23 protein-coding genes and 2 pseudogenes are annotated in these 23,359 nt (G+C 62.7%); 13 read left to right on the forward strand and 12 right to left on the reverse strand.

What is annotated here, in order from left to right; all coding sequences use genetic code 11:
* Positions 1 to 322: 322 nt before the first annotated feature.
* The 13 genes and pseudogenes from H512_RS0102915 to H512_RS0102975 all read left to right on the forward strand — a co-directional run bounded on the left by H512_RS0102915 (position 323) and on the right by H512_RS0102975 (position 13,124).
* Complete coding sequence (locus H512_RS0102915; RefSeq protein ID WP_013912758.1) at positions 323 to 685, forward strand: hypothetical protein; 363 nt, start codon at positions 323 to 325, stop codon at positions 683 to 685.
* Positions 686 to 720: 35 nt separating this feature from the next.
* Positions 721 to 1,629: pseudogene (gene dapA, locus H512_RS22335) on the forward strand (4-hydroxy-tetrahydrodipicolinate synthase).
* Between the two features lie 173 nt (positions 1,630 to 1,802).
* On the forward strand, positions 1,803 to 2,006 hold the full coding sequence (locus H512_RS0102925) for a hypothetical protein (RefSeq protein WP_012561353.1): 204 nt from the start codon (positions 1,803 to 1,805) through the stop codon (positions 2,004 to 2,006).
* A 53-nt stretch (positions 2,007 to 2,059) separates the two neighbouring features.
* Positions 2,060 to 2,308 carry a hypothetical protein gene (locus H512_RS26160; protein ID WP_012561354.1) on the forward strand — a complete coding sequence of 83 codons (249 nt, stop codon included), beginning with the start codon at positions 2,060 to 2,062 and terminating at the stop codon, positions 2,306 to 2,308.
* Between the two features lie 485 nt (positions 2,309 to 2,793).
* Positions 2,794 to 2,883: a K(+)-transporting ATPase subunit F gene (gene kdpF / locus H512_RS26165; RefSeq protein ID WP_081434661.1), complete on the forward strand. Its 90-nt coding sequence runs from the start codon at positions 2,794 to 2,796 to the stop codon at positions 2,881 to 2,883.
* A 30-nt stretch (positions 2,884 to 2,913) separates the two neighbouring features.
* Positions 2,914 to 4,611 (forward strand): potassium-transporting ATPase subunit KdpA, encoded by a 1,698-nt coding sequence (gene kdpA / locus H512_RS0102940; RefSeq protein ID WP_012561355.1) that lies wholly within the window; start codon positions 2,914 to 2,916, stop codon positions 4,609 to 4,611.
* A 227-nt stretch (positions 4,612 to 4,838) separates the two neighbouring features.
* Positions 4,839 to 6,908, forward strand: a complete 2,070-nt coding sequence (gene kdpB, locus H512_RS0102945; RefSeq protein WP_012561356.1) for a potassium-transporting ATPase subunit KdpB — start codon at positions 4,839 to 4,841, stop codon at positions 6,906 to 6,908.
* 75 nt (positions 6,909 to 6,983) lie between these two features.
* A complete protein-coding gene (gene kdpC / locus H512_RS0102950) occupies positions 6,984 to 7,559 on the forward strand; it encodes a potassium-transporting ATPase subunit KdpC (protein ID WP_012561357.1) in 576 nt (191 codons plus the stop codon).
* A 56-nt stretch (positions 7,560 to 7,615) separates the two neighbouring features.
* On the forward strand, positions 7,616 to 10,321 hold the full coding sequence (locus H512_RS0102955; RefSeq protein ID WP_012561358.1) for a sensor histidine kinase: 2,706 nt from the start codon (positions 7,616 to 7,618) through the stop codon (positions 10,319 to 10,321).
* Entirely contained in the window at positions 10,318 to 11,013 is a 696-nt protein-coding gene (locus H512_RS0102960) for a response regulator transcription factor (RefSeq protein ID WP_012561359.1), read from the forward strand. Before H512_RS0102955 ends, H512_RS0102960 begins: the two co-directional genes overlap by 4 nt.
* Before the next feature lie 47 nt (positions 11,014 to 11,060).
* Positions 11,061 to 11,513 carry a PTS sugar transporter subunit IIA gene (locus H512_RS0102965; RefSeq protein WP_012561360.1) on the forward strand — a complete coding sequence of 151 codons (453 nt, stop codon included), beginning with the start codon at positions 11,061 to 11,063 and terminating at the stop codon, positions 11,511 to 11,513.
* A gap of 9 nt (positions 11,514 to 11,522) precedes the next feature.
* Positions 11,523 to 11,851 (forward strand): annotated as a pseudogene (locus H512_RS0102970) (Hsp20 family protein); the annotation flags it as partial.
* 289 nt (positions 11,852 to 12,140) lie between these two features.
* Complete coding sequence (locus H512_RS0102975; RefSeq protein ID WP_013912756.1) at positions 12,141 to 13,124, forward strand: LysR family transcriptional regulator; 984 nt, start codon at positions 12,141 to 12,143, stop codon at positions 13,122 to 13,124.
* Here the strand turns inward: H512_RS0102975 and H512_RS26170 are convergent.
* From H512_RS26170 to H512_RS0103030, 12 genes are all read right to left on the reverse strand, one after another.
* Positions 13,057 to 13,296 carry a DUF2274 domain-containing protein gene (locus H512_RS26170; protein ID WP_013912755.1) on the reverse strand — a complete coding sequence of 80 codons (240 nt, stop codon included), beginning with the start codon at positions 13,294 to 13,296 and terminating at the stop codon, positions 13,057 to 13,059. The genes H512_RS0102975 and H512_RS26170 overlap by 68 nt on opposite strands.
* Position 13,297: 1 nt before the next feature.
* Positions 13,298 to 14,482 carry a TraB/TrbI/VirB10 family type IV secretion system protein gene (locus H512_RS0102980; RefSeq protein WP_012561363.1) on the reverse strand — a complete coding sequence of 395 codons (1,185 nt, stop codon included), beginning with the start codon at positions 14,480 to 14,482 and terminating at the stop codon, positions 13,298 to 13,300.
* Entirely contained in the window at positions 14,479 to 15,462 is a 984-nt protein-coding gene (gene trbG / locus H512_RS0102985) for a P-type conjugative transfer protein TrbG (protein WP_012561364.1), read from the reverse strand. Before trbG ends, H512_RS0102980 begins: the two co-directional genes overlap by 4 nt.
* Positions 15,459 to 16,148: a conjugal transfer protein TrbF gene (trbF, locus tag H512_RS0102990; RefSeq protein ID WP_012561365.1), complete on the reverse strand. Its 690-nt coding sequence runs from the start codon at positions 16,146 to 16,148 to the stop codon at positions 15,459 to 15,461. The genes trbG and trbF overlap by 4 nt, the downstream gene beginning before the upstream one ends.
* Complete coding sequence (gene trbL / locus H512_RS0102995) at positions 16,145 to 17,509, reverse strand: P-type conjugative transfer protein TrbL (protein WP_012561366.1); 1,365 nt, start codon at positions 17,507 to 17,509, stop codon at positions 16,145 to 16,147. Before trbL ends, trbF begins: the two co-directional genes overlap by 4 nt.
* A gap of 3 nt (positions 17,510 to 17,512) precedes the next feature.
* Entirely contained in the window at positions 17,513 to 17,797 is a 285-nt protein-coding gene (trbK-alt, locus tag H512_RS0103000) for a putative entry exclusion protein TrbK-alt (RefSeq protein ID WP_012561367.1), read from the reverse strand.
* Between the two features lie 10 nt (positions 17,798 to 17,807).
* Positions 17,808 to 18,575, reverse strand: a complete 768-nt coding sequence (gene trbJ, locus H512_RS0103005; RefSeq protein ID WP_012561368.1) for a P-type conjugative transfer protein TrbJ — start codon at positions 18,573 to 18,575, stop codon at positions 17,808 to 17,810.
* Between the two features lie 2 nt (positions 18,576 to 18,577).
* On the reverse strand, positions 18,578 to 21,031 hold the full coding sequence (gene trbE / locus H512_RS0103010) for a conjugal transfer protein TrbE (protein WP_012561369.1): 2,454 nt from the start codon (positions 21,029 to 21,031) through the stop codon (positions 18,578 to 18,580).
* 13 nt (positions 21,032 to 21,044) lie between these two features.
* Entirely contained in the window at positions 21,045 to 21,326 is a 282-nt protein-coding gene (locus H512_RS0103015) for a VirB3 family type IV secretion system protein (protein ID WP_012561370.1), read from the reverse strand.
* Complete coding sequence (locus H512_RS0103020; RefSeq protein WP_012561371.1) at positions 21,326 to 21,658, reverse strand: TrbC/VirB2 family type IV secretion system protein; 333 nt, start codon at positions 21,656 to 21,658, stop codon at positions 21,326 to 21,328. Before H512_RS0103020 ends, H512_RS0103015 begins: the two co-directional genes overlap by 1 nt.
* Positions 21,655 to 22,635 carry a P-type conjugative transfer ATPase TrbB gene (gene trbB / locus H512_RS0103025; RefSeq protein ID WP_012561372.1) on the reverse strand — a complete coding sequence of 327 codons (981 nt, stop codon included), beginning with the start codon at positions 22,633 to 22,635 and terminating at the stop codon, positions 21,655 to 21,657. The genes H512_RS0103020 and trbB overlap by 4 nt, the downstream gene beginning before the upstream one ends.
* 295 nt (positions 22,636 to 22,930) lie before the next feature.
* Complete coding sequence (locus H512_RS0103030) at positions 22,931 to 23,356, reverse strand: CopG family transcriptional regulator (protein WP_012561374.1); 426 nt, start codon at positions 23,354 to 23,356, stop codon at positions 22,931 to 22,933.
* Positions 23,357 to 23,359: the final 3 nt, after the last annotated feature.

The following is a 23,359-nucleotide window of genomic DNA, read 5'->3' on the forward strand; positions in this document are numbered from 1 at the left end:
TTGCGCTGTTCTTGCTGCCGCAGGCCCCAGCATCTATCTGGTGCTCAGCAATGGCGGTTGAATGCAGAGTTGCAGGCCGTCCTGCTCACCCCCGGTTGCCGCGGTCGAAACCGAAGTTCACTAAACGCGAGCGACGCCGTAGATCGGAATACCTGCTCCTGATGTTTGCGGCGAGCTGTGCCGCTGTGCAAGTCGTCGCCATAGTTTTTCTGAGAGCGGTATGACAAGCCCTGCTGCTCCCGCCCTCCAACTCGACGACCGAAGGCGCGCTATCGGTGAAAGCCGTCTGGCTGAGTTGCCAAGCCTGAGGACGCAGTTGGAAATGGCCAGGGTCATCAAGGAGTACCACATCTGGCTGGCGGTGAGGATTATCGAGGAGCGCGAAGACCAGCCGCAGTTTCGACGGCACCGCCGGCTCCGGGATCTGCTCGAAGCGAATGCCTTGCTTGAAGCGGTGATCGAACTCGGAGCTCATCTGCAGCCAACACGGCAGCCTTGGTCGATGGAGCGGTCAGGAGATCGTTGGCGTTGTCGCGTGGCGTGGAACGATCGCGGTAATTTGCGCAGGTGCGCAGGCCGACACGATGACTTGGCGGCTGCCCTGATGATCGCGTTGCTAAGCTCCCTCGGTCGTCGCCGAGAGCGGCCAAAAGAACTCTCGAAAGATGGAGAACAGGCAGCATGACGCCCAGAGGCGACTCTCCGTTATTCGGCGGTCTGATGACCGCACTTGTCACTCCGTTTAGGGGTGAGGCTATCGATTTCGACGCCTTGGCGGAGCTCGCCAACTGGCAGATCGACCAGGGCGTACGGGGGCTTGTCGCCTGCGGCACCACGGGCGAGGCGCCGACCCTGTCTCATCCGGAATGGGCGGCGGTGGTCCGGTTGTGCGTCGAGGTTTCCAATGGCCGTGTGCCGGTGATCGCCGGCTCGGGGACAAACGACACCCAGCGCACCGTTGAACTAACCTGCGAGGCGGCTCGGCTTGGCGCGGATGGAGCTCTGGTCGTCACGCCTTATTATAGTCGGCCGAGCCAGTAGGGCCTGTTCCGGCATTTCGAGAGTGTCGCGCAAGCTGCGGAGCTGCCGATCATCATCTACAATGTGCCTTCGCGGACGGCCGTCGATATCAGAGTCGAAACGCTGGACCGCCTTGCGCGCCTGCCCGGCCTTGTCGGCATCAAGGACGCAAGCGGAGATCCGACGCGGGTAAGCGCGATGGCTTTCCGCTTTGGCGATCGCTTCACCCAGCTTTCCGGACAAGACCGTTCGATGCTCGCCTTCATGACGACAGGAGGAGATGGTGCGATCTCGGTCGTCTCCAACGTCGCCCCGATGTTGACCGCGGCGATGGTCGGCGCAGTACGCAAAAGCGCCTATCTGGAAGCACGGCGCATCAACGCCCATCTTTTCCCCCTGATCGAAGCGCTGGAGCTTGAAAGCAATCCATGCCCGATCAAGTGCGCGTTGCATTGCGCGCGCGGATACTCGCCCGCCGTCCGCCTCCCGCTGGTCGAGGTCACTGAAGCCACCCTGGCAAGAGTTCGCGCGGCCGTTGCGGAGATCGACACTTTGGCGATCGACACGTGCCTGCTCGCCGAGCGGTCTCTCGTCCCCCTCTCGGTCTGATCGGGCCGCCTTTATAACAGCAGCATCGTGCTGCTGTGTTCTCTAATGAAAATACTATGAAATGCGTTCTTCCGAGAAATGGAGAACAAATCCCGAAATCCTTAGATTCAAGGTATCGGCAAAAAGCATCATCTTACTCGACGAGTAGAAGCTCCTGCCGATATCGAGAAAGGATGTCGACGATGTACCCTCGTGGTTACTATTTCTATGCGATGCATCAGCAGAACAAAGCCAATGTCGGGCGCACGGATGGCGAGGTCAAGGTTGCCGTGGGCTCGGATGAGCCGATGGCCGACGTTGGAATGTTCCTGCGGCTCGGAGTCGTGATAGCCCTCGTAATCGCGGCTGTCGCCATGGTGACGTCGCTGGCCGGCTAGCGCCCATCGACGTCCACAGCTCAGTCTTCAACGAACAATCAGGATTATCCACCATGGCAAGCGCCATTCCGCCGAAAGAGCCTCCTCAACCTCTGAACCATTTCTTTGTCGGCCAGGACAACCGAGGATGCTGGACCGTCCGCGATGAGCGTAACCTCGTCGGCGGCTGCTTCGTGAGCAAGGATGCGGCGATTCACTTCGCCCGTCAGGAAACCAACAATGCGCCGGGCGCCGTGATCTGTATGGGCGAAAACCAGCGTCTGACCCTGGACCCGCTGTTTGGACATTGGGAAGCCGCGTAGCCGGTCGCCGTCGATCCGGAAGCCCCGCCTTTGCACTCGCTGCCCTTCTCGCGACGTTGGAAATGGGGAAGAAAATCTTCGGCTTGAGATAAGCAAAGCCCGCCGACTCTACCGAGTCGGCGGGCTTTTTAGTTACCACCGCGCTTCCAGCGAGAGATTCCTATGAAATTTTTATGAGTGAGGCCAAAAAAACTATTAGATTCCTATTTTTTGAGGCCTCGTCCTCTCTCGAACCTATATGCGGTTCGCGTCCATATTTCCGCCAAATTCCTCCTCCGGCACCCGTGTGTACGCAAGGGCGCGCTGGAAGAGTTCAAACTGTGGCTGGTCAGGACAATCCATCTTTGGCGGGCCATTTGTACCAACAGCGGTGCCGGAGGCGAAAGCAATGGATGTTCTTGTACTAGCGATAGGGTTCGGATTTTTCGCTTTGATGTTTGGCTACATCAAGCTTTGCGAAAACCTCTGACCCAGGAGGCGGCAACATGACCTTAGAATATTTCCTTGGGGCGGCAATCGCGGTGTTTATCACCGCCTACCTGCTTTACGCCCTCGCTCGTCCCGAGCGGTTCTGATCAAGGCAACAGCTCGGAAAGAAACGACCAATGACAATAAACGGATGGATACAGATCCTGGTCTTTCTCGGGATCGTTATCGCGCTGGTGAAGCCGCTCGGCGGCTATATCACGCGTGTCATGAACGGCGAGAGAACCTTCCTTTCGCCGGTTCTCGGGCCGGTGGAACGTGGCCTCTATGGCATGGCCGGAACCAGTGAAAAGGAAGAGCAGCACTGGACGACCTATCTGGGCGCCATGCTGCTGTTCAACCTGGCCGGTTTTGCGTTGCTCTATTTGCTGCAGCGCGTTCAGGGCGGATTGCCCTTCAACCCGGCCGGGATGGGAGCGGTGAGCGCGGACTCTTCGTTCAACACGGCGGTCAGCTTCATGACCAACACCAACTGGCAGGGCTACGGTGGCGAAACCACCATGAGCTACCTGACACAGATGGCCGGCATCACGGTGCAGAACTTTGTGTCGGCGGCTGTGGGCGTGGCCGGCGCGATGGCGATCATCCGCGGCTTCTCGCGCGCTTCCGCCAAGACCGTCGGCAATTTCTGGGTCGATCTGACGCGGGCCACGCTCTATATTCTGATGCCTATCTGCATCGTCGGCAGCCTCGTCCTGGTGTGGCAAGGCGTCCCCCAGAACCTGAACCCCTACACAGTCGCCACGACGGTTGAAGGCGCGCAGCAGACGATCGCGCAAGGCCCTGTCGCTTCGCAGATGATCATCAAGCATCTGGGAACGAATGGCGGCGGCTTCTTCAATGCCAACTCCTCTCATCCGTTCGAGAACCCGACGGCGCTGACGAATCTCATTCACATCCTGGCGATCTACTCGATCTCCTTTGCGATGCTTAATGTGTTCGGCCGCATGACAGGCAACCAGAAGCAGGGTTGGGCGCTGCTTGCCGCCGTCCTCACCATCGTCATCGCCGGCATCGGCGTCATCTACTGGGCGGAATCGGCAGGCAACCCGCTGCTCCATGCGCTCGGCCTCGAGGGCGGCAACATGGAAGGCAAGGAGACGCGGTTCGGTATCGCGCTGTCTTCGCTCTTCGCTGTGGTGACGACGTCGGCTTCGACGGGCGCCGTCAACACTATGCATGACAGCCTGATGCCGCTGGGCGGCCTTGTGCCCTTGTTCAACATGCAGATCCCGCCGCTCGGCGGCATCGGCGCCGGTGTCTACGGCACCTTGATCTTCGCGATCCTGGCCGTCTTCATCGCCGGTCTGATGGTCGGTCGCACGCCGGAATATATCGGCAAGAAGATCGAGGCGAAGGAAGTGAAGATGAGCATCCTTGCGATGCTTGGACCGTCGCTCGCCATTCTGGCTCTGACCGCGATCGCCGTCGTTCTTCCTGTCGGCTTGTCTAGCATCCAGGACGCTGGGCCGCATGGACTGAGCGAGGTGCTGTACGCCTATACCTCCGGCGCCAACAACAACGGCAGCGCGTTTGCCGGTCTCAACGCGAACACGCCCTTCTTTAATATCACCGTCGGACTCGCGATGTTGATGGGGCGCTTCCTGCTCATCGTGCCGGTCCTGGCGATCGCGGGGTCGCTTGCAGCCAAGAAGAGCGTGCCGGCATCGACGGGAACGCTGCCGACCACGGGCCCACTGTTCATCGGCCTTGTCGTTGGAGTGACGCTCATCGTCGGCGGGTTGACGTTCTTCCCGGTCCTAGCGCTGGGTCCGATCGTCGAACACTTCGCCATGTTGGCGGGTCAGGTGTTCTGAGGAGCGCGATGACAGCCAAATGGCTGAGATCGATCCGATTTGTCGTGAACCCTCGCTCCTGGTTTCAGGAGCGAGGGGCGGCCAGACCGCCCAGGGCATCGACGATCATTCTCGGCATGACACTGGCTTTGGGGGGCGTAGTGCTCCTCGCCAAACTTATCGCTGAATTGCTCGCGGCGGCGTGACCGAGTGGTTGGCCCCCAAGAACAAACTCGCTGGAGTTTCTTATGAACCAGTCCAAATCCGCGAGCATGCTGGACGCTCGCATACTCGTACCGGCCATTGGCGATGCTTTCAGGAAACTGAATCCGAAGAGCCTCGCCAAGAACCCCGTTATGTTCGTAGTCGCCGTGGTGTCAGTCCTCACGACGGCGCTGCTCTTGAAAGACATCATGACCGGGGCCGAAAATGTCGGCTTCTCGCTGCAGATCGTGTTGTGGCTGTGGTTCACGGTTCTCTTCGCCAACTTTGCCGAAGCCGTCGCCGAAGGGCGCGGCAAGGCGCAGGCGGAATCGCTTCGGCGCACCCGCAGCGAGACCCAGGCCAAGCTGCTCTCGAACGGCGGTTCCGACTACAAAATGGTGCCTGGCGCAACGCTGAAGGTCGGTGACGTTGTTCTGGTGGAACCCGGCGACATCATCCCCTCTGATGGCGAAGTCATCGAGGGTGTCTCCTCGGTGAACGAAGCCGCGATCACCGGCGAATCGGCCCCGGTGATCCGCGAATCTGGCGGCGACCGCTCTGCTGTCACGGGCGGCACGCAGGTGCTTTCCGACTGGATCAAGGTCCGGATCACGGCCGCGGCGGGTTCGACCTTCATCGACAAGATGATCGCTCTCGTCGAAGGCGCCGAGCGCCAGAAGACGCCGAACGAAATCGCGCTCAATATCCTGCTCGCGGGCATGACGTTGATCTTCGTGCTGGCGGTCGTGACCATTCCGAGCTTTGCTGCCTATTCCGGCGGCGTGGTTCCGGTGATCGTGCTCGTTGCCCTGTTCGTCACCCTCATCCCCACGACCATCGGCGCGCTGCTGTCTGCTATCGGCATCGCGGGTATGGACCGGCTGGTGCGCTTCAATGTCCTGGCCATGTCCGGCCGTGCTGTGGAAGCCGCCGGCGACGTCGACACGTTGCTGCTCGATAAGACCGGCACCATCACGCTCGGCAACCGCCAGGCAAGCGAGTTCCGGCCGGTCCGCGGCGTCACCGAGAAGGAGCTGGCCGACGCGGCGCAGCTAGCCTCGCTGGCTGACGAGACGCCGGAAGGCCGATCGATCGTCGTGCTCGCCAAGGAAAAATACGGCATCCGCGCACGCGACATGGCGAGCCTCAAAGCGACTTTCGTTCCGTTCACGGCGCAGACCCGTATGAGCGGCGTCGACCTGGACGGTTCGACCATCCGCAAGGGCGCGGTCGATGCGGTTCTGAAGCACGTGGAACTCGCCACGGTCGCAACCGGCACCCCGCGTGCGTCCACTGAAAGCGTTCGTGAGCTTCAGGGCATCGCCGACCAGATCGCCAAGGCAGGCGGCACGCCGCTCGCTGTGGTGAAGGATGGCCGCCTGCTCGGGGTCATCTATCTCAAGGACATCGTCAAGGGCGGCATCAAGGAGCGGTTCGCCGAGCTGCGCCGCATGGGCATTCGCACGGTGATGATCACCGGCGACAACCCGATGACCGCGGCGGCTATCGCTGCCGAAGCCGGTGTCGACGACTTCCTGGCGCAAGCGACGCCCGAGAACAAGCTGGCGCTAATCCGCGAGGAACAGGCCAAGGGCAAGCTGGTCGCCATGTGCGGCGACGGCACCAATGACGCCCCGGCGCTCGCCCAGGCGGATGTCGGCGTCGCCATGAACACCGGCACGGTCGCCGCCCGCGAGGCTGGCAACATGGTGGATCTCGACAGCGATCCGACCAAGCTGATCGAAATCGTGGAAATCGGTAAGCAGTTGCTGATGACGCGCGGCGCGCTGACGACGTTCTCGATCGCCAACGATATTGCGAAGTATTTCGCGATCATCCCGGCGATGTTCCTCGTCTTCTATCCGCAGCTCGGTGCGCTTAACATCATGGGCCTCGCTTCGCCCCAGAGCGCGATCCTGTCGGCGATCATTTTCAACGCTCTCATCATCGTGGCGCTGATCCCGCTGTCGTTGAAAGGCGTCAAGTATCGCGCCATCGGAGCGGGTTCGCTGTTGTCCCGAAACCTCCTGATTTACGGCCTGGGCGGCATCCTTGTCCCCTTCGCCGGCATCAAACTCATCGACATGGCGATCACCGCCGTCGGTCTCGCCTAAGGCGAGACCGACGACCACGAAATCATTCCGCGTTCTTGCTGGTGTCCAGCGGCGGATCATTCGGGACAAACAAAGATGCTCAAGCAAATCCGACCTGCGATTTTCATGATCGTAGCCTTCACCATCATCACCGGGCTTCTCTATCCGCTCGGCATCACCGGGATCGCGCAAGCGATCCTGCCCTTCCAGGCCAACGGCAGCCTGATCGAGCGCAACGGCACGCTCGTCGGCTCCGAGCTCATCGGCCAGCGGTTCACCGGCGAGCGCTACTTCCATCCGCGCCCGTCGGCGGCCGGCTCGGACGGCTATGACGCGGGCGCTTCGAGTGGCTCCAACCTTGGCCCCACCAGCCAGGAGCTTCGCGATCGCGTCGCCGCCGATACAGAAGCTCTGCGCGCGGCGAACGGTGGTGATGCGACCGTTCCGATGAACCTCGTGACCGCCTCGGGCAGCGGACTTGACCCGCACATCACGCCCGAAGCCGCCTACTTCCAAGTAGGTCGCGTCGCTAAAGCGCGCGGTATCGACGAGGCCGTCGTGCGCGCATTGGTCGATCAGCATGTCGAGCCGCGCATGCTCGGCTTCATGGGCGAGCCCGTGGTCAACGTTCTCAAGCTGAACTTGGCGCTCGACGACGCTAATCGAGGCTGAATGAAGGTGCCAGACGGCTATAATAGCCGTCCTGACCGTTGATCCGGAGCGATTAAGTGTCTGACGATCCGATAAGAGAGCACAGCCGGCCATCGCCCGACGCGTTACTGGAAAGCGCGCAGCGGGAGACGCGGGGCCACCTCAAGATCTTTCTTGGGGCGGCTCCGGGTGTAGGCAAGACGTATGAGATGCTCATGTCGGGCCGGGCTCAGCGGGCGGATGGCGTCGACGTGGTCATCGGGGTGGTCGAGACCCACGGGCGGGCCGAGACCGAGGCTCTGGTCGACGGGTTCGAGATCGTTCCGCGTCGCACAGTGCCCTATCGAGGGCATGTGCTCGATGAAATGGACATCGACGCGATTCTGGCGCGCAAGCCGGCGCTCGTTCTGGTGGATGAACTCGCCCATACCAACGCCCCTGGCAGTCGCCACCCCAAGCGCTATCTCGATGTCGAGGAACTGCTCGCCAACGGCATAGACGTCTACAGCACGCTCAACATCCAGCACGTCGAGAGCCTCAACGACGTCGTGGCCCAAATCACGCGCATCCGGGTGCGAGAAACCGTTCCGGATTCGATCATCGATCGTGCCGACGACATCGAGATCATCGACATCACGCCGGGCGACCTGATCAAGCGCTTGAACGAGGGCAAGGTTTACCTGCCCAAGACCGCAAAGCGCGCAACGCAGAACTATTTCTCGCCAAGCAATCTGACGGCCCTTCGTGAGTTGGCTCTGCGGCGCACGGCGCAGCGGGTCGATGACCAGTTAGTCACCCATATGCAGGCGCACGCCATCACCGGCCCGTGGTCGGCCGGCGAGCGTGTCCTGGTATGTATCAACGAACGGCCCGGGGCGACGGCGCTCGTGCGCTATGGCCGCCGTCAGGCCGACCGGCTTCGTGCGCCTTGGGCTGCGGTTCATGTCGAAACGAGCAAGGATGCCCGGCTTTCCGAGCACCAAAAGGACAAGATCGCCAGTGCATTGCGACTTGCCGAGCAACTCGGCGCTGAGGCCGTTACCCTGCCCGGCGAGAACGTTGCGCAAGAAATTCTGACCTACGCATCGACCAACAACTATACGCATGTCATCGTCGGCATGCCGACCTCGCCCAGGTGGCGGGAGCTTTTCGCGGGCTCCGTTTCGCATGATCTGATCCGCGCCAAGACGGATGTGAGCGTGCACGTCATCTCGCCGGGCAATGGCGAGGATACGCGACGTCCGGCGACCGTGAGCGCACGATCTAAGAAGCGCCCAGACGTCGGTCACTATCTGTGGAGCACGCTTTACGTTGCCGTGGCATTGGGCCTCGGGACGGCGCTCTCCCGCTTTCTGGATGTGCGCAATATCGCGCTTGTCTTCCTGATGGCGGTTCTCGCCTCGGCGATGGGCGGCGGTTTGTGGCCGGCATTGTTTGCGTCTGTGCTAAGCGCGCTTGCCTTCAATTTTTTCTTTCTCGACCCTCTTTACACTCTTGTCATCGGCGATCCTGAAAGCGTGGTGGCCTTTGCCTTTTTCTTGGTGGTTGCGGTTATCGCAAGCAACCTTGCCAGCCGCGTTCAGCGGCAGGCCGTGACTGCGCGTGAGCGCGCGAAGACAACTGAAGGTCTCTATCAGTTCAGCAAGAAGCTCGCCGGCGCTGGGACGTTGGGAGACGTTCTGTGGGCGACGGTCTATCAGATCGCTTCCATGCTGCACGTTAGGGTGGTTGCGCTTCTGCCAGAGAATGGCCGCATCGCGGTCCAAGCAGGATATCCGCCGGACGATACGCTTGACGATGCGGATATCGCCGCTGCGCATTGGGCCTGGGAGCATGACAAGCCCGCGGGCCGTGGGGCGGATACACTACCGGGAGCGAAGCGCCTCTACTTGCCTTTGAAGACGGGGCGAACACAGGTCGGTGTGATCGGGCTGGACAATGACAAGCAGGGGCCAGTCCTGACACCTGCCGAGCAACGGCTTTTCGACTCCCTGGCGGATCAGGCCGCTCTGGCGATCGAGCGCATCCAACTGGTCGCCGATGTCGACAATGCGCGCCTCGCGGCCGAGGCGGACAAGCTGCGCTCCGCGCTTCTCACATCGCTCTCGCATGATCTCAAGACGCCTTTGGCGTCGATCCTCGGGTCTGCAGGAGCGTTGAGAGACTATTCGACCTCTCTGACGGACTCCGGCCGGGTCGAACTGCTGACGACAATTGTCGAAGAGGCCGAGAGGCTGAACCGGTTCATCGCGAACCTTCTCGACATGACCCGATTGGAATCGGGCGCGGCGGCGGTATCGCTGACGCCGCTGTTCATCGGCGACAGCGTCGGCAGCGCCCTGCGTCGCGCTGAGAAGATACTGGCTTGCCATAGGGTCGATCTCGCGGTGCCGCCCGATCTGCCGATGGTCCGCCTCGATCCGGTCCTGTTCGAGCAGGTGCTGTTCAATCTCCTCGACAACGCGCGCAAATATGCGCCTGCGGGCTCGCTGATCTTGATCAGGGCCTGGGCGGAAGAGGACCATGTTGTTTTGCAGATCGTCGATGAAGGGCCCGGCATTCCCTCTGACGACCTGACGAGAATTTTCGACAGTTTCCACCGCGTCCGGAAGAAGGACCACGTCCAGGCTGGGACGGGGCTTGGTCTGTCTATCTGCAAGGGATTTGTCGAGGCGATGGGCGGGACGATTTTCGCAACTAATCGGGCTGACAGACCCGGCGCCATTTTCACGCTGCGGTTTTCGATCGGACCGGAGCCATCGCCTATGGAAGGAAGGATATGAATACGTCAGTAGTCAAGATTCTCGTCGTAGATGACGAGCCGCCGATCAGGAAACTCCTGCGCGTTGGGCTGACGGCCGAGGGCTACGCTATGGTCGAGGCTGTAAACGGCGAGGAAGCCGCCGCGCTCATCACAGAGGAGAAGCCCGATCTGATCCTGCTCGATCTTGGGCTGCCAGATATCTCAGGACATGACCTTCTTGAGAGGTGGCGTGCCGAACTTGTCGAGCTGCCGATAGTCGTCCTCTCCAGCCGGACCGATGAAACGGGCATCGTAAAGGCGCTGGAACTGGGCGCCGACGATTATCTCACCAAACCATTCGGGATGCGCGAGCTGGCGGCGCGCATTCGGGTGGCGCTGAGGCACAAGCTTCAGCAACAGGGCGAACGCCCGATATTCCAGGTCGGCGACCTCTCGGTCGACCTGGTGAAGCGGATTGTCAAGGTCGCAGACAAGGAGGTGAAGCTCTCACCCAAGGAATACGAAATCTTGCGCGTCCTCGTGCAGCACGCGGGCAAGGTCATCACGCACCAGCATATCCTCAAGCATGTGTGGGGCGGCTCGACCGATGTCCAATATCTGCGGGTCTATGTCCGCCAGTTGCGGCAGAAGATAGAGGCCACGCCCGATCAGCCGCAATACATCCTGACTGAAACAGGTGTCGGTTACCGCCTCCGTGAACCGGAGCAGTGACCGCGCACGCTCGCCTGGAAGCGGGCGACTTTAACGCGAGTACTCTTATGAACCTGTCATCTGCCATCGCACCAGAGGACGTGATCCTTGATCTATCCATCTCCACGAAAGCCGTCCTGATCAAAAAGCTGGCGGCGCATGCCGCCGCTCGCACAGGGTTGACCGAGGAAGCGATCCATACAGCCTTGCTGGGACGCGAGCGTCTGGGCTCAACCGGCATCGGCCATGGCGTCGCCATGCCTCATGCGCCTGTACCCGGACTCCGAACATCATTCGCCGCGCTGATGGTGTTGAAGAAACCGATCGATTTCGAGGCGGTGGACGACCTTCCGGTCGACGTTGTCTTTCTGCTTCTGTCGGCCCCCGAAGGCAGCAACGAGTATCTGAAGATTCTCGCGGCAGTCGCCCGTAAGATGCGCGATGAGCGGGTCATGAAAGTGCTGCGCGGCGCCAAGTCGGAGCATGCCGCTTATTCTATTCTAGTTGAGCAGCCAGTATGAGGGCCTCCTATGAGAACTATTTTTGGCTTTTCGCCCCTGTTCCGGTCGAGCATCGGCTACGACCGAATGTTGAATGCGCTCAAAGCTGCGAGCGCGCCGGGAGTATCGACAACTGGCCTCCTTATGTTATCGCCGGGCTTGGCGAGGACGACTACCGCATCACCATCGCGGTGGCCGGCGTCTCACAGGACAAGCTGACGATCCCGCAGGAGCAGAACATGCTCATGGTGTCGGGTCAGAAGCCGGGCGAGGACAACAGCCTATATTTGCATCTCGGCGTTGCCGGGCGTCGCTTTGAGTTGGCCGCCCAAGTCAAGGTCGCACGCGCCCGCCTCGTCGGTGAAAAACATCCGCGAGCGGAAAGGTCGGGCTCCCATCAAGCGGAAACGGCGGCACCTCAAATGCAGCGCAATCAACCAGCGAATGATCTTATGCCGAATTAGGAACTTGCTTAGGCGCTGAGACGCAAAAGAGCAGTCACCGGGGGTAAGTAGATATGCAGCGGCGCTCCCAATTAGGCCTTTGGCAATCGCTGTCGAGCCGAGTCGTGCGAGTTTGCTTGGTAACTCACTGTATTGGGCAGCAGGTGCCAACGGCCCAAAACAGGGAACGGGCGGGTGTGTAACGATGGCTGCGGAAAGAACGCGTACCATAGAGCTTCGGCATCTTCGTTATTTCGTGTCGGCCGCGGAGCATGGCAGCTTCCGCAAAGCCAGCGCCGATACTAGGATTCAACACTCCGCGATTAGTCGCCGCATCCGTGATCTCGAACATCGGCTGGGTACGACATTGTTTCTTCGCCATAGCGGAGGCGTGTGTTTGACCTTCGCGGGGCAGCGTTTTCTTCGCCGTGCACGTCAGATTTTGCGGAACTTTGAAGATGGCGCCGAGGAAATCGCCTCGATCAAGCGCTCGGACTTTGGTCGGATCAAAATCGGCATCTACTCGTCAATCGCGTCGGGTTTCCTCGCGGAGCTGCTCGGTCTCTATGCCGATTGCCATCCGAAGGTTCAGATCGACCTGATTGAAGACAACCCTGCGGATCAAGCCTCAGCAATTCGTCGAATGCAGCTGGACGCCGCGTTCCTGACAGGAGAGCGGAATTGGCGCGACTGCGAAACACTTCCGCTATGGTCGGAGCGCGTATTCGCTGTGCTTCCTGTCGATCACCTCTTGGCGGGTCGCGACGAGTTGGAGTGGCAGCACCTGGCAGATGAGAACTTCATCATCAATGAGGCAGGTCCGGGCCAGGAGATCCATGACTATCTGGTACAGCGCCTCGCCGCGTTCGGCTATCATCCTCAGATTAGCGTGCACCAGATCGGCAGGGAAAACCTTCTGCCGCTCGTGGCCTTGAAGCGTGGTTTGACGGTCGTCAGTGAGGCAATGACGGCCGCACACTTTCCGGGTCTCGCCTATCGGCCGATTGTCGGCGAGGTTCTACCCTTTAGTGCCGTTTGGTCTCCGAAGAACGACAATCCGGCCCTAGGACAGCTTCTTGATCTCGCCCGCTCAATGTCCGGCCTGCGTGAAGCAGACGCTGTCACGCCTCCGGCGATGCCGATTGATGTGAACGCCGTGCCTTCGCAAAGCCCCGATCGGTTGCAATGAAGCGTTCGAGCATCGGTACAATCAGCTTCGTCGGTTCGGTGATTGGCTGGCCCGTTTCACGGGCCAGAGCATCGGCATAGGCGACCAGATCGCGGTGCAGCGTCGCCGGCAGCTCCACAGTTGTCTTTACCGGCTTCTCGTCGACGATCGGACCTAGCTTCAACTTACTCACATCAGCCTCCATAAGGTTCGAGAACGAGATCGCGGGTGACGATGACACGCACCGGGAATCCCGGCCTGATCGTCAAAGTCGGCGTCACTTGGAGTTGTCGACGGACGATCTGCTGGCCGGCTTCGTGGATGGTGTCTTGGCCGCCATCGCGAATTGCGCGCATGAGGCGGTTTTCGTCGCTGACCGCAAGTTCCGCGCCAACGGCCAGCAAGGTCGAGAGGCCGGCGGCCTTGGCGAGATCCCACCAGTGATAGTCCACGCCGTCCTGCAGGCCGGCATGGCCCTGCGGATCAGCTCCGGGCTGGCGTTCGAGCACGATGGATCGTCCATTGGGGAAGATCAGGCGGCTCCAGACGAGCAGGACGCGCTTCTGGCCGAATTGAACACTGTTGTCATACTGGCCGACGAGTCGTGTGCCTTGCGGCACGATAAGGATGCGACCCGTCGGGCTATCGTAGATATTCTCGGTCACTTGGGCCGTGATCTGCCCAGGGAGGTCGGACCGGATGCCTGTAATGAGCGCGGCCGAGATAACCGAGCCAGCTTGAAGGACATAGGGTGATGCCGGCGCCATGACCCGGTCGCCTGCCACCGTGCGCCGGTCAACGGGCGCGTTGAGGAAGGCCAGTTGACGATCCTGGGCCGTGGCGACGCCCGGCTGCACTCCGGCGCCGAGGCCCGGCAGACCCGGTGTGCCGAGGCCTGCGGGGGCGGTAGCCGCGGTAGGACCATTCTGGAAGAAGACACGGCTGGTGCGAGCCGCCTCGATCTCCGCGAGACGACGCTGCTCTTCCGGATCGACCTGCGGCGCGGACATCGTGGGAGGAACGACCGGCTGGCCGCGATTCTGCGCGTCGAGGATTGAGCGTCCGAGGTCGCCAGGCAGCGCCGGCCCGAGAACAGGGCCGGTATAGTCGCGGGGCAGCCCGGCCAGACCATCGGCCGTCGAACGGTTCTCAGTCGAATAGAGTTCCTCGTTGTTGCCGCCGCCATCCCTGGTTTGAAGGGCGTAGATGAGCGCGCCGCCAATGCCGATGCTGACGACGACGCTCGCGGTCGCCAGGACCTTGCGGGACAGGCGTGTGACGCGGGGCGGCTCGGCACGCAAGCGCATAGGCGCGACGGACTCGGCCGGCGTCGCCGAGAGATTCTCCGGCTGTTGGTTGTTGGTGTCGTTGTCGATCATGATGCGGGCCTCCCGTCAGTACGGACGATCCTGACGGTCTGCTGACGATCGCCGCCTCCGAGACGCAGTTCGGCTGCACCAAAGATGCGATCGACGATCAGGATGTTCTGGTAGATGCGGCTGTTGACGATTTGCGGCTCGCCGTCGGAGCCGATGACGAAGATCGGCGGCATCTCGCCCTGGACGATGCCGCGCGGGAATTCGACGTAGACGCGCCGCCCATCGTCATAGACCGAGACCGGACGCCATGGGGGCGTATCGCCCATCAGGCCATAGCGATAGTTGCGCGCAGTCGCGGCAGGAACGACGGGCCTCGCCGGGACGTTGGCGCGTTGGCTGGCTGGGGGCTCGGGATAGGCCCATGCCACGGCGGGCATATAGGGGTTCGTGCCCGCGCGCAGTTCGATCATGTAGACGCGCCGATCGGTCGTGATGACGAGATTGGTCGTGATGTCGGTCCTGGTCGGCTTCACGAGCACATGGACGCGGCGGGTCACGCCCGAGCCGCTTTCGGTGTCGCCGATAATCCACCTGGCCGTGTCACCGGCGGCGATCGGACCTGCTCCGGTCAGGTTTTCGCCCGGCTCAAGCGCGATATTCGTGATCTGCCCGGGCGCGGCATAGACCTGATAGAGGGCCCCTTCACTCCAGGGATAGATCTGGATGGAGTTGTAATAGCCGTCTCGCCGCGGCTCGACACGCGCGGCGGCGTTGGCGTTCTCGACGCGCGCGGTCGGCGTGCTCGCGGAATTGCCGCCCCGGGCCGGGATCCAGGCCGGAGGCGTATGCAGCGGACGTGGCCGCTGATCCGTGATGACTGCCGGGACCGACGGAAGTGGTGGAACAGTGCTATCGTAGCTGATCTGCGGCGGTTTCGGCGCGGTGGCGCAACCGGCGAGGACGGTTGCGGACAGCAGGGCAGCCGCAAAGGCGGATTTACGGAAAACAGGAAACGCGGACCTGCGGAAAGACGGGTTCATGGCGTCATCTCCCGCGACCAGGAAATTGCATTGACGTAAATCCCCAGCGGATTGGCGCGCAGACGGTCCGCGTCGCGCGGCGTCTGGATCACAATGGTCAGGATCGCGGTCCAGCGTTCGGTCACGGCAAGCTGGCCATTCTCGTAGTGTCTTTCCGTCCAAGCGACGCGGAACGAGTCCGGAGAGGCGCGGATGACGCTGGAGACCTCGACGGCGACCTGGCGGCGGCCGACTTTGGTGAAGGGGTCGTTGGCGCGAGCGTAGTCGTTGAGAGCCGCCGCGCCGCGATCGGTCGTCCATTCATAGGCTCGCAGCCAATTCTGCCGGACGATGATCGCGTCGGCCGGAATGGAGCGGACCTGTTCGATGAAGCGACCAAGATGCCAGGCGATCTGGGGATCGGAAGGGCGATAGTCGGCAGTCGCGGGAGCGACGGATTGGGCCTGGCCCAGGCGGTCGACCTGAACAACCCAAGGCACGACCGTTCCGCGTGCGGACTGCCAAACCAATGCGGCGGCAAAGCCGGCCGAGAGGATCAATGACCCGAAGGCCATATAGCGCCAGTTCTTGGCCTGGACACGGGCCGAGCCGATGCGCTCGTCCCAGACTTGCGCGGCCTTCTGATAGGGCGTGACGGGTTCGGGTGTCTTGCCATAGTGGGCGGCGGGTCGCTTGAAAACGCTCATGAGCGGTCACTTTCAGAAAGATTGATGGAGGAGCCCCCGCCGTGGCTGTCGCCTGAGCGAACGGCATGTGCTGCGAGGGTGGCGCCGTGTCCGAGAGAACGATGGCGCTGCATGCGCTTGGCCCAATCAGGCGGGCCGTCTCGAGACGCCGAGGCGGGAGAGGAACCGGACGCATCGGCGGAGCCGCCGATGGTGCCCATCGTCGATGTGCCGCCGGTGGCGCCGAAGCCTGCCTTCGCGCCGTCCGAGAAGCTGGACTTCATGCTTTCGGCCGCACGCAAGGTCGCACGCTTCAACGGCGAGACCGTTGCAGCGCCAGCGGCGCGGGCGACACCGCCGAGGCCCGAGGCGACTCCTGCGGCGCCAGACTGACCGAGCGAGCCGAGGCTGTAGGCGGCGGCGGCGCCACCGGCGGCCGATGCGCCGCCACGCATCGCGGCGGCCCCGCCCGACATGGCGGCTGCGCCTCCCTTCACGGCAAGACCAGCGGCGCCTCCGGCGGCGAGCGCCGCGCCGCCGACGGCAAGGCCTGTTCCAACGGCAGCGCCGGCGCCGAGCTGAGGTCCTCCGCTGACGAGGCCAGCCGCGATCCCTGGGCCGAAGATGCCAAGGCCGAGAAGGGACAGGGCCGCGAGGACGACGGCCATGGCGTCATCGATGGTCGGCGTCGCGCCGCCGAAACCTGCGGTAAAGCGGCTGAACAGAGTCGATCCAATGCCGACGATGACGGCCAGAACGAGAACCTTGATGCCGCTCGATACGACGTTGCCGAGAACGCGTTCAGCCATGAATGCGGTCTTGCCAAAGAGACCAAAGGGAATGAGGACGAAACCAGCGAGCGTCGTCAGCTTGAATTCGATCAGGGTGACGAAGAGCTGGATGGCGAGGATGAAGAAGGCGAGAATGACCAGCGCCCAGGCGAAGAGCAGGCAAGCGATCTGGATGAAGTTCTCGAAGAAGCTGATCCAACCCATCAGGTCGGAGATGGATTCCAGGAGCGGCCGCGCCGCATCGAGACCAGTCTGCGCGACCTTGCCGGGCCGCATGAGATCCTGCGCGGTGAAGCCGGTGCCGGAGGCTTTGAGGCCGAGCCCGGCGAAGGAGTCGAAGATGATCTTGGCGAGATTGTTCCAGTTGCCGATGAGGTAAGCGAAGATCCCGACGAACAGCGTCTTCTTGACCAGTCGCGCGATGATGTCGTCGTCGGCGCTCCAGCTCCAGAACAGCGCCGCGAGCGTGACATCAATGACGATCAGGGTGGTGGCGATAAACGCCACTTCGCCGCCGAGCAGTCCGAAGCCGCTGTTGATGTAGGAGGTGAAGACCTCGAGGAAATTGTCGATGACGCCTGCGCCGCCCATGGTTCAGCGTCCTTCTGCTGGCGGAGAGGCAGGAGTTGCCGGTCGGCCGAGGAAACGATCGCGGGTTTCGGCCCAGACGCGCATGCAGTCGGGATCGCTGGCCGCGGCCTGACCGAGCTGCTGGCATCGACGTTGGCCGTCGCGAAGGGGATCACGCACAGGTTCGAGGAGGCGCACCGGAACGGGCTCCGGCGCGCGCTCCTTCCTGGTCATCTCGATCGCCATCGCCGTGATGGCGACGGCGATGAAGACGACGGCGCCCAACCGGGCCAGCATCTTGCCGTCCATCGGGGAGTCCTCAGTTGCGGTTGCCGAACATCTGGGCGTTGCCCGGCTGGTAGCCGGAGCCAGGCGTCAGGAATCGCCGACGCTGCTCGCGGCCCTGCTCTGCCGCTGCGGCGCGTTCGGCCTCGGTGAGCGCCTGGGCGCGGCCGTTGGCGGCGCCGACCGCGGTGAGATCGGCGAGCTGCTGGGCGAGGAGCGCGAGAAGCTGGTTGCCTGCTTGCGTCGCCTGCAGCGCGCCGGTCGCGCCTTGGCTCTGATCGACCAACGCCGACATCTGCGCGCGGTTGGTGTCGATATTGGCAACCACGCCTGCCTGCACGCGCATGGCGTCCTGAAGTCCACCCACCGTATTCTGCCAACGTGAGCGCGCGCCATTGACGAGTTCGGTGTCGGACGCGGTGAGCGAGGCCTTCCCGTATTGCTGCTGAAACATCTGGTCGATGTTCTGGACGTCGTAGGCGATGTTCTGTGCCTGCCGCAGGAGCTGCTGCGTGCGCTGGACGTTTTGCTGGAGTTGCTGGAGCGACGAATACGGCAGGCTGGTGAGATTGCGCGCCTGGTTGATGAGGCCCTGCGCTTCGTTCTGGAGCGAACGAATCTGATTGTTGATCTGCTCGAGCGAACGCGCTGCCGTCAGGACATTTTGGGCGTAGTTGGTGGGGTCATAGACCACCCACTGCGCGGCAGCCGGAGTCGAGAGTATTGGCGAGACCGCGAGCGGCGTCGCCAGCATGGTCGCCGCGAGCATGAGCGCGCGCCGGGGGGAACGATAGGTCTTCATAGTCAAGCCTCCTTCTCGGGCTGCTGGGGGATGAGGTTGGTGAGATCGGGGATGAGGTCTGCAGCCCATTCGGCGCCGCGCAGGCGCAGCCAGGCGGCAAGGAAGCCGTCGTGGCCGTGCTCGGCGACGGTGCGGGCGATCAGCGCCTGATCGGTCTTGGAAGAAGCGGCCGCGAGCGCGAGGCCGACTTCGGAAAGGCCCAGCTCGAAGAGGCGGTTTCCCCTGCGGCTCTGGCAGTAGTAGTCGCGTTTGGGCGTCGCCCTGGCCAAGATCTCAATCTGTCTGTCATTCAAGCCAAAGCGGCGGTAGATCGCCGTGATCTGCGGTTCGATCGCGCGCTCGTTCGGTAACAGCAGCCGTGTCGGACAGCTCTCGATGATCGCTGGCGCGATACCGCTGTTGTCGATGTCCGACAGCGACTGCGTGGCGAAGATGACGCTGGCGTTCTTCTTGCGCAGCGTCTTCAGCCATTCGCGGAGCTGGCCAGCGAAGGCGTCGTCATCAAGCGCCAGCCAGCCCTCGTCGATGATGAGCATGGTCGGCGAGCCGTCGAGGCGGTCTCCGATACGATGGAAGAGATAGGACAGGACGGCCGGTGCCGCCCCAGTCCCGACCAAGCCCTCGATCTCGAAGGCCTGCACCGAGGCCGAGCCGAGCTGCTCGAATTCGGCGTCCAGCAATCGGCCGTAGGGACCGCCGACGCAGTAAGGTCGCAGCGCCTGCTTCAGGTCGTTGGACTGCAACAGGACCGTGAGGCCGGTGATCGTCCGTTCCTCAACAGGAGCCGACGCGAGCGAGGTCAGCGCCGACCAGATGTGCTCCTTGACGTCGGGTGTGATCGGCACACCCTCGCGGGTCAGGATGGAGACAAGCCAGTCGGCAGCCCAGGCGCGTTCGGGAGTGTCGTGAACGCGGGAAAGCGGCTGCAGCGAGACCGAGGAGTCGAGGCCTTCGGACAGGTTGCCGCCCAGATCGTGCCAGTCACCGCCCATCGCGAGGGCGGCGCTCCGGATGGAGCCGCCGAAGTCGAAGGCGAAGACCTGGGAGCCGGCGTAGCGGCGGAACTGCAAGGCCATGATGGCCAGCAGGACGGACTTGCCGGCGCCGGTGGGGCCGACGACAAGGGTGTGGCCGACATCGCCGACATGAAGGGCAAGCCGGAACGGGGTCGAGCCTTCGGTCTTGCCGAAGAGCAGTGGGGGCCCTGCAAAATGCTCGTCCCGTTCCGGTCCCGCCCACACCGCCGAGAGCGGAATGATGTGAGCGAGATTGAGCGTCGATATCGGAGGCTGACGCACATTGGCGTAGACATGGCCTGGCAGTGTACCGAGCCAGGCATCGACGGCGTTGATGGTTTCGGTCATGCAGGTGAAGTCGCGGCCCTGGATGACCTTCTCCACGAGCCGCAGCTTTTCGCTGGCGAGGCGCGGATCGTCGTCCCAGACGGTGATGGTCGCGGTCACATAGGTCTGACCGGCGAAGTCGGCGCCCAGCTCCTGCAGGGCCAGATCGGCGTCCGCCGCCTTGTTGGCGGCATCGGTATCAACGAGCGCGGAGGCTTCGTTGGTCATGACCTCCTTGAGGATCGCCGCGATCGACTTGCGCTTGGCGAACCATTGGCGGCGGATCTTCGTCAGCAGCTTGGTGGCGTCGGTCTTGTCGAGCAGGATCGCGCGGGTCGACCAGCGATAAGGAAAGGCGAGACGATTGAGATCATCGAGAATGCCGGGTGTGGTCGCGGTCGGAAATCCGACAATGGTCAGGACGCGCAGGTGAGACGCCCCGAGGCGTGGTTCGAGCCCACCGGTCAGTGGCTGATCGGCGAGCAGCGCGTCGAGATAGATTGGCGTTTCAGGGACGCGGACGCGGTGGCGTTTCGTCGACACCGTTGAATGCAGATAGGTCAGCGTCTCGAAGCTATCGAGCCATGCGCATTCGGGCATGAAGCCGTCAAGCAGCCCCACGACGCGATCGGTGCGGTCCATGAACGTCTTGAGGACCTCATGCGGATCAACGCCGCTATGCTCGCGCCCTTCGTAGAGCCAAGCTTCAGTGCGTGCTGCGTCCTCGGCCGGTGGCAGGTAGGTGATGGTGAGGAAATAGCTCGATACGAAATGGCTGCCCGCTTCTTCGAAATCAGCCTTGCGTTCGGCGTCGAGGAGCGCGGACGCGGCATCAGGAAAGAGATCGGACGGATAGTGCGAAGCCTCGTAGCGTTGCGCTTCCACAAAGATCGCCCAGCCAGAACCAAGGCGACGAAAGGCGTTGTTGAGGCGGCCGGCGACGGCCACCAGCTCGGCGGCGACAGCAGAATCGAGGTCCGGTCCGCGGAATCGTGCGGTGCGTTGGAACGAACCGTCCTTGTTGAGGACGATGCCCTCTTCGACGAGCGCCACCCAGGGCAGATAGTCGGCAAGGCATGTGCCGGTGCGGCGGTATTCGGCGAGGTTCATCATGGCGATGACTCCGTCAGACGGACAGATGACCGGGGATGCGCAGGTGCCTGCGTCCCACCTCGACGAAGAGCGGGTCGCGCTTGGCCGCCCAGACCGCCGCGAAGTGGCCGATCGCCCAGATAGCGAGGCCGACGAGCCAGAGGCGCAAGCCGAGGCCGACCGCGCCGGCCAGCGTGCCATTCATGATCGCGATCGAACGCGGAGCGCCGCCGAGCATGATGTGCTCAGTCAGCGCCCTGTGGACCGGAACCGTGAAGCCCGGCACCTCAGCGAGCTGTTCGAGGCCAGCGGTCATCAGATCACCGCCCCGCCGCCGAACGAGAAGAAGGACAGGAAGAAGCTCGACGCCGCGAACGCGATCGACAGGCCGAAGACGATCTGGATCAGGCGGCGGAATCCGCCTGAGGTGTCGCCGAATGCCAGCGTCAGACCGGTGACGATGATGATGATCACGGCGATGATCTTCGCCACCGGCCCCTCGATCGATTGGAGGATGGATTGCAGCGGCGCTTCCCACGGCATCGAGGAGCCGGAGGCGTGAGCGGCCTGGGTGAAAAGCACGCTGATGGAAACAGCGGCAGCGGCGGTCGCCATGGTGTGGCAGCCGCGCGCGAAGGTGCGGATCATGTGTTGTCTCCTGTGGTTGAGGTGGCAGGGGTGATGCGGTAGTCGCCGTCGGGGCCGAGGCCTTCGACGCGGGCGAGTTCTGCGAGCCGGCGCGCGGAACCGCGGCCGGAGAGGACGGCGACAAGGTCGATCGTCTCGGCGATCAGGGCGCGTGGGACGGTGACGACGGCTTCCTGGATGAGCTGCTCGAGGCGGCGCAGCGCGCCGATGCCCGTGCCGGCATGGATGGTGCCGATGCCCCCGGGGTGGCCGGTGCCCCAGGCCTTGAGGAGATCGAGGGCTTCGGACCCGCGCACCTCGCCGATCGGGATGCGGTCGGGGCGCAGGCGCAGGCTGGATCGGACCAGATCGGAAAGCGTGGCGACGCCATCCTTCGTCCGCATCGCGACAAGGTTGGGCGCGGCGCATTGCAGCTCGCGCGTGTCCTCGATGATGACGACGCGATCCGCGCCCTTGGCCACCTCGGCGAGCAGCGCGTTGGTCAGCGTGGTCTTGCCAGTGCTGGTGCCGCCCGCGACGAGGATGTTGGCGCGGGATATGACGGCCTCGCGCAGCGTCACAGCCTGGGTGGCGGTCATGATGCCGGCGGCCACGTAGTCTTCGAGGGCGAACACCGCGACGGCCGGCTTGCGGATGGCGAAGGCCGGCGCAGCCACGACGGGGGGCAACAGGCCCTCGAACCGCTCACCTGTTTCCGGCAGCTCGGCCGAGACGCGCGGAGCGCGGGGATGGACTTCGACGCCGACATGGTGCGCGACGAGGCGGACGATACGTTCGCCATCGGCTGGAGAGAGCGTTTCGCCGGTGTCGGCAAGACCTTCGGAGAGGCGATCAACCCAGACGCGGCCGTCCGGATTTAGCATCACTTCGATGATGGATGGGTCATCCAGGAACCGCGTGATGGCGGCGCCGAGGGCTGTACGCAGCATGCGCGAACTGCGTGTGCGCCCTTCTGTATTGTCATGTATCGCCGCCATCTTGTCCCCGCTCTGGCTGGGAACAATTCAGACGGTCCCCGGACGGGGATGATTAAAAGGGCCCGAAATCGGGCTCCTTCAACAATATTCGGGCGTAGTAGTAGCGCAGCGTGCAAATACAGGAGAACGGCGGTGCGCCTGCAAGAATGCTCGCTAGAATGCTTGCGACGAAAGCGGAGACTACGAAGAACGACTCGGCCGAATTCGCGTCGACGGTCTCCTTGCGCCTTGCGCCGCTCGATGATGGTAACGCGTCGCGCCGATGATATCGGATATGAGGCGCTTCCAACATTACTTACTCAGACGCTGGTACGTCGTCCGAGACTTCCTGCCTGAGCTTTGGTCCGCTCGCCAGCCGTCGACCCAGTGCGATGATGAACGCCTCGTAGCGCTCTCCAGCCTTGGCGCGCGCCGCTTGGGCGGCGGGCTCGGGAAGCGCCGGTGTTGTCGCCAACCAGAACTTGATGAACACAGCCAAAGTTTCCATCGAGATTCCGACGTCGCGCTCCATGCGCGTCAGTCGGCGGTCGAGCTGATCGAGGCGCTTCGCAACGACGGCCTCACGCCGCTCGGCATCATCCGGTGACAGAAAGGACGCGATCGCGGCCTCGGCGATCATCGACTGCGACTGGTCCCGGCGCGCGGCATAATCGCCGAGCATCGTCATGACATCGGGGTCGAGGTAGACCGAGATCTTCACCTTCTTCGTTCGTCCGGCCATGGG

Source organism: Pleomorphomonas koreensis DSM 23070, assembly GCF_000425185.1.
GTDB classification, from domain to species: domain Bacteria; phylum Pseudomonadota; class Alphaproteobacteria; order Rhizobiales; family Pleomorphomonadaceae; genus Pleomorphomonas; species Pleomorphomonas koreensis.

Coding starts and splice junctions, on each gene's coding strand:
- trbE (WP_012561369.1), bottom strand. CDS start 21,031: ATGATGAACCTCGCCGAATACCGCCGCACCGGCACATGCCTTGCCGAC.
- kdpC (WP_012561357.1), top strand. CDS start 6,984: ATGCTCAAGCAAATCCGACCTGCGATTTTCATGATCGTAGCCTTCACC.
- H512_RS0102980 (WP_012561363.1), bottom strand. CDS start 14,482: ATGATCGACAACGACACCAACAACCAACAGCCGGAGAATCTCTCGGCG.
- H512_RS0103020 (WP_012561371.1), bottom strand. CDS start 21,658: ATGATCCGCACCTTCGCGCGCGGCTGCCACACCATGGCGACCGCCGCT.
- trbB (WP_012561372.1), bottom strand. CDS start 22,635: ATGGCGGCGATACATGACAATACAGAAGGGCGCACACGCAGTTCGCGC.
- trbJ (WP_012561368.1), bottom strand. CDS start 18,575: ATGAAGACCTATCGTTCCCCCCGGCGCGCGCTCATGCTCGCGGCGACC.
- H512_RS26160 (WP_012561354.1), top strand. CDS start 2,060: ATGGCAAGCGCCATTCCGCCGAAAGAGCCTCCTCAACCTCTGAACCAT.
- H512_RS0103015 (WP_012561370.1), bottom strand. CDS start 21,326: ATGACCGCTGGCCTCGAACAGCTCGCTGAGGTGCCGGGCTTCACGGTT.
- H512_RS0102915 (WP_013912758.1), top strand. CDS start 323: ATGGCCAGGGTCATCAAGGAGTACCACATCTGGCTGGCGGTGAGGATT.
- H512_RS0103030 (WP_012561374.1), bottom strand. CDS start 23,356: ATGGCCGGACGAACGAAGAAGGTGAAGATCTCGGTCTACCTCGACCCC.
- trbF (WP_012561365.1), bottom strand. CDS start 16,148: ATGAGCGTTTTCAAGCGACCCGCCGCCCACTATGGCAAGACACCCGAA.
- kdpF (WP_081434661.1), top strand. CDS start 2,794: ATGACCTTAGAATATTTCCTTGGGGCGGCAATCGCGGTGTTTATCACC.
- trbK-alt (WP_012561367.1), bottom strand. CDS start 17,797: ATGGACGGCAAGATGCTGGCCCGGTTGGGCGCCGTCGTCTTCATCGCC.
- trbG (WP_012561364.1), bottom strand. CDS start 15,462: ATGAACCCGTCTTTCCGCAGGTCCGCGTTTCCTGTTTTCCGTAAATCC.
- H512_RS0102925 (WP_012561353.1), top strand. CDS start 1,803: ATGTCGACGATGTACCCTCGTGGTTACTATTTCTATGCGATGCATCAG.
- H512_RS0102975 (WP_013912756.1), top strand. CDS start 12,141: ATGGCTGCGGAAAGAACGCGTACCATAGAGCTTCGGCATCTTCGTTAT.
- trbL (WP_012561366.1), bottom strand. CDS start 17,509: ATGGGCGGCGCAGGCGTCATCGACAATTTCCTCGAGGTCTTCACCTCC.
- H512_RS0102960 (WP_012561359.1), top strand. CDS start 10,318: ATGAATACGTCAGTAGTCAAGATTCTCGTCGTAGATGACGAGCCGCCG.
- kdpA (WP_012561355.1), top strand. CDS start 2,914: ATGACAATAAACGGATGGATACAGATCCTGGTCTTTCTCGGGATCGTT.
- kdpB (WP_012561356.1), top strand. CDS start 4,839: ATGAACCAGTCCAAATCCGCGAGCATGCTGGACGCTCGCATACTCGTA.
- H512_RS0102965 (WP_012561360.1), top strand. CDS start 11,061: ATGAACCTGTCATCTGCCATCGCACCAGAGGACGTGATCCTTGATCTA.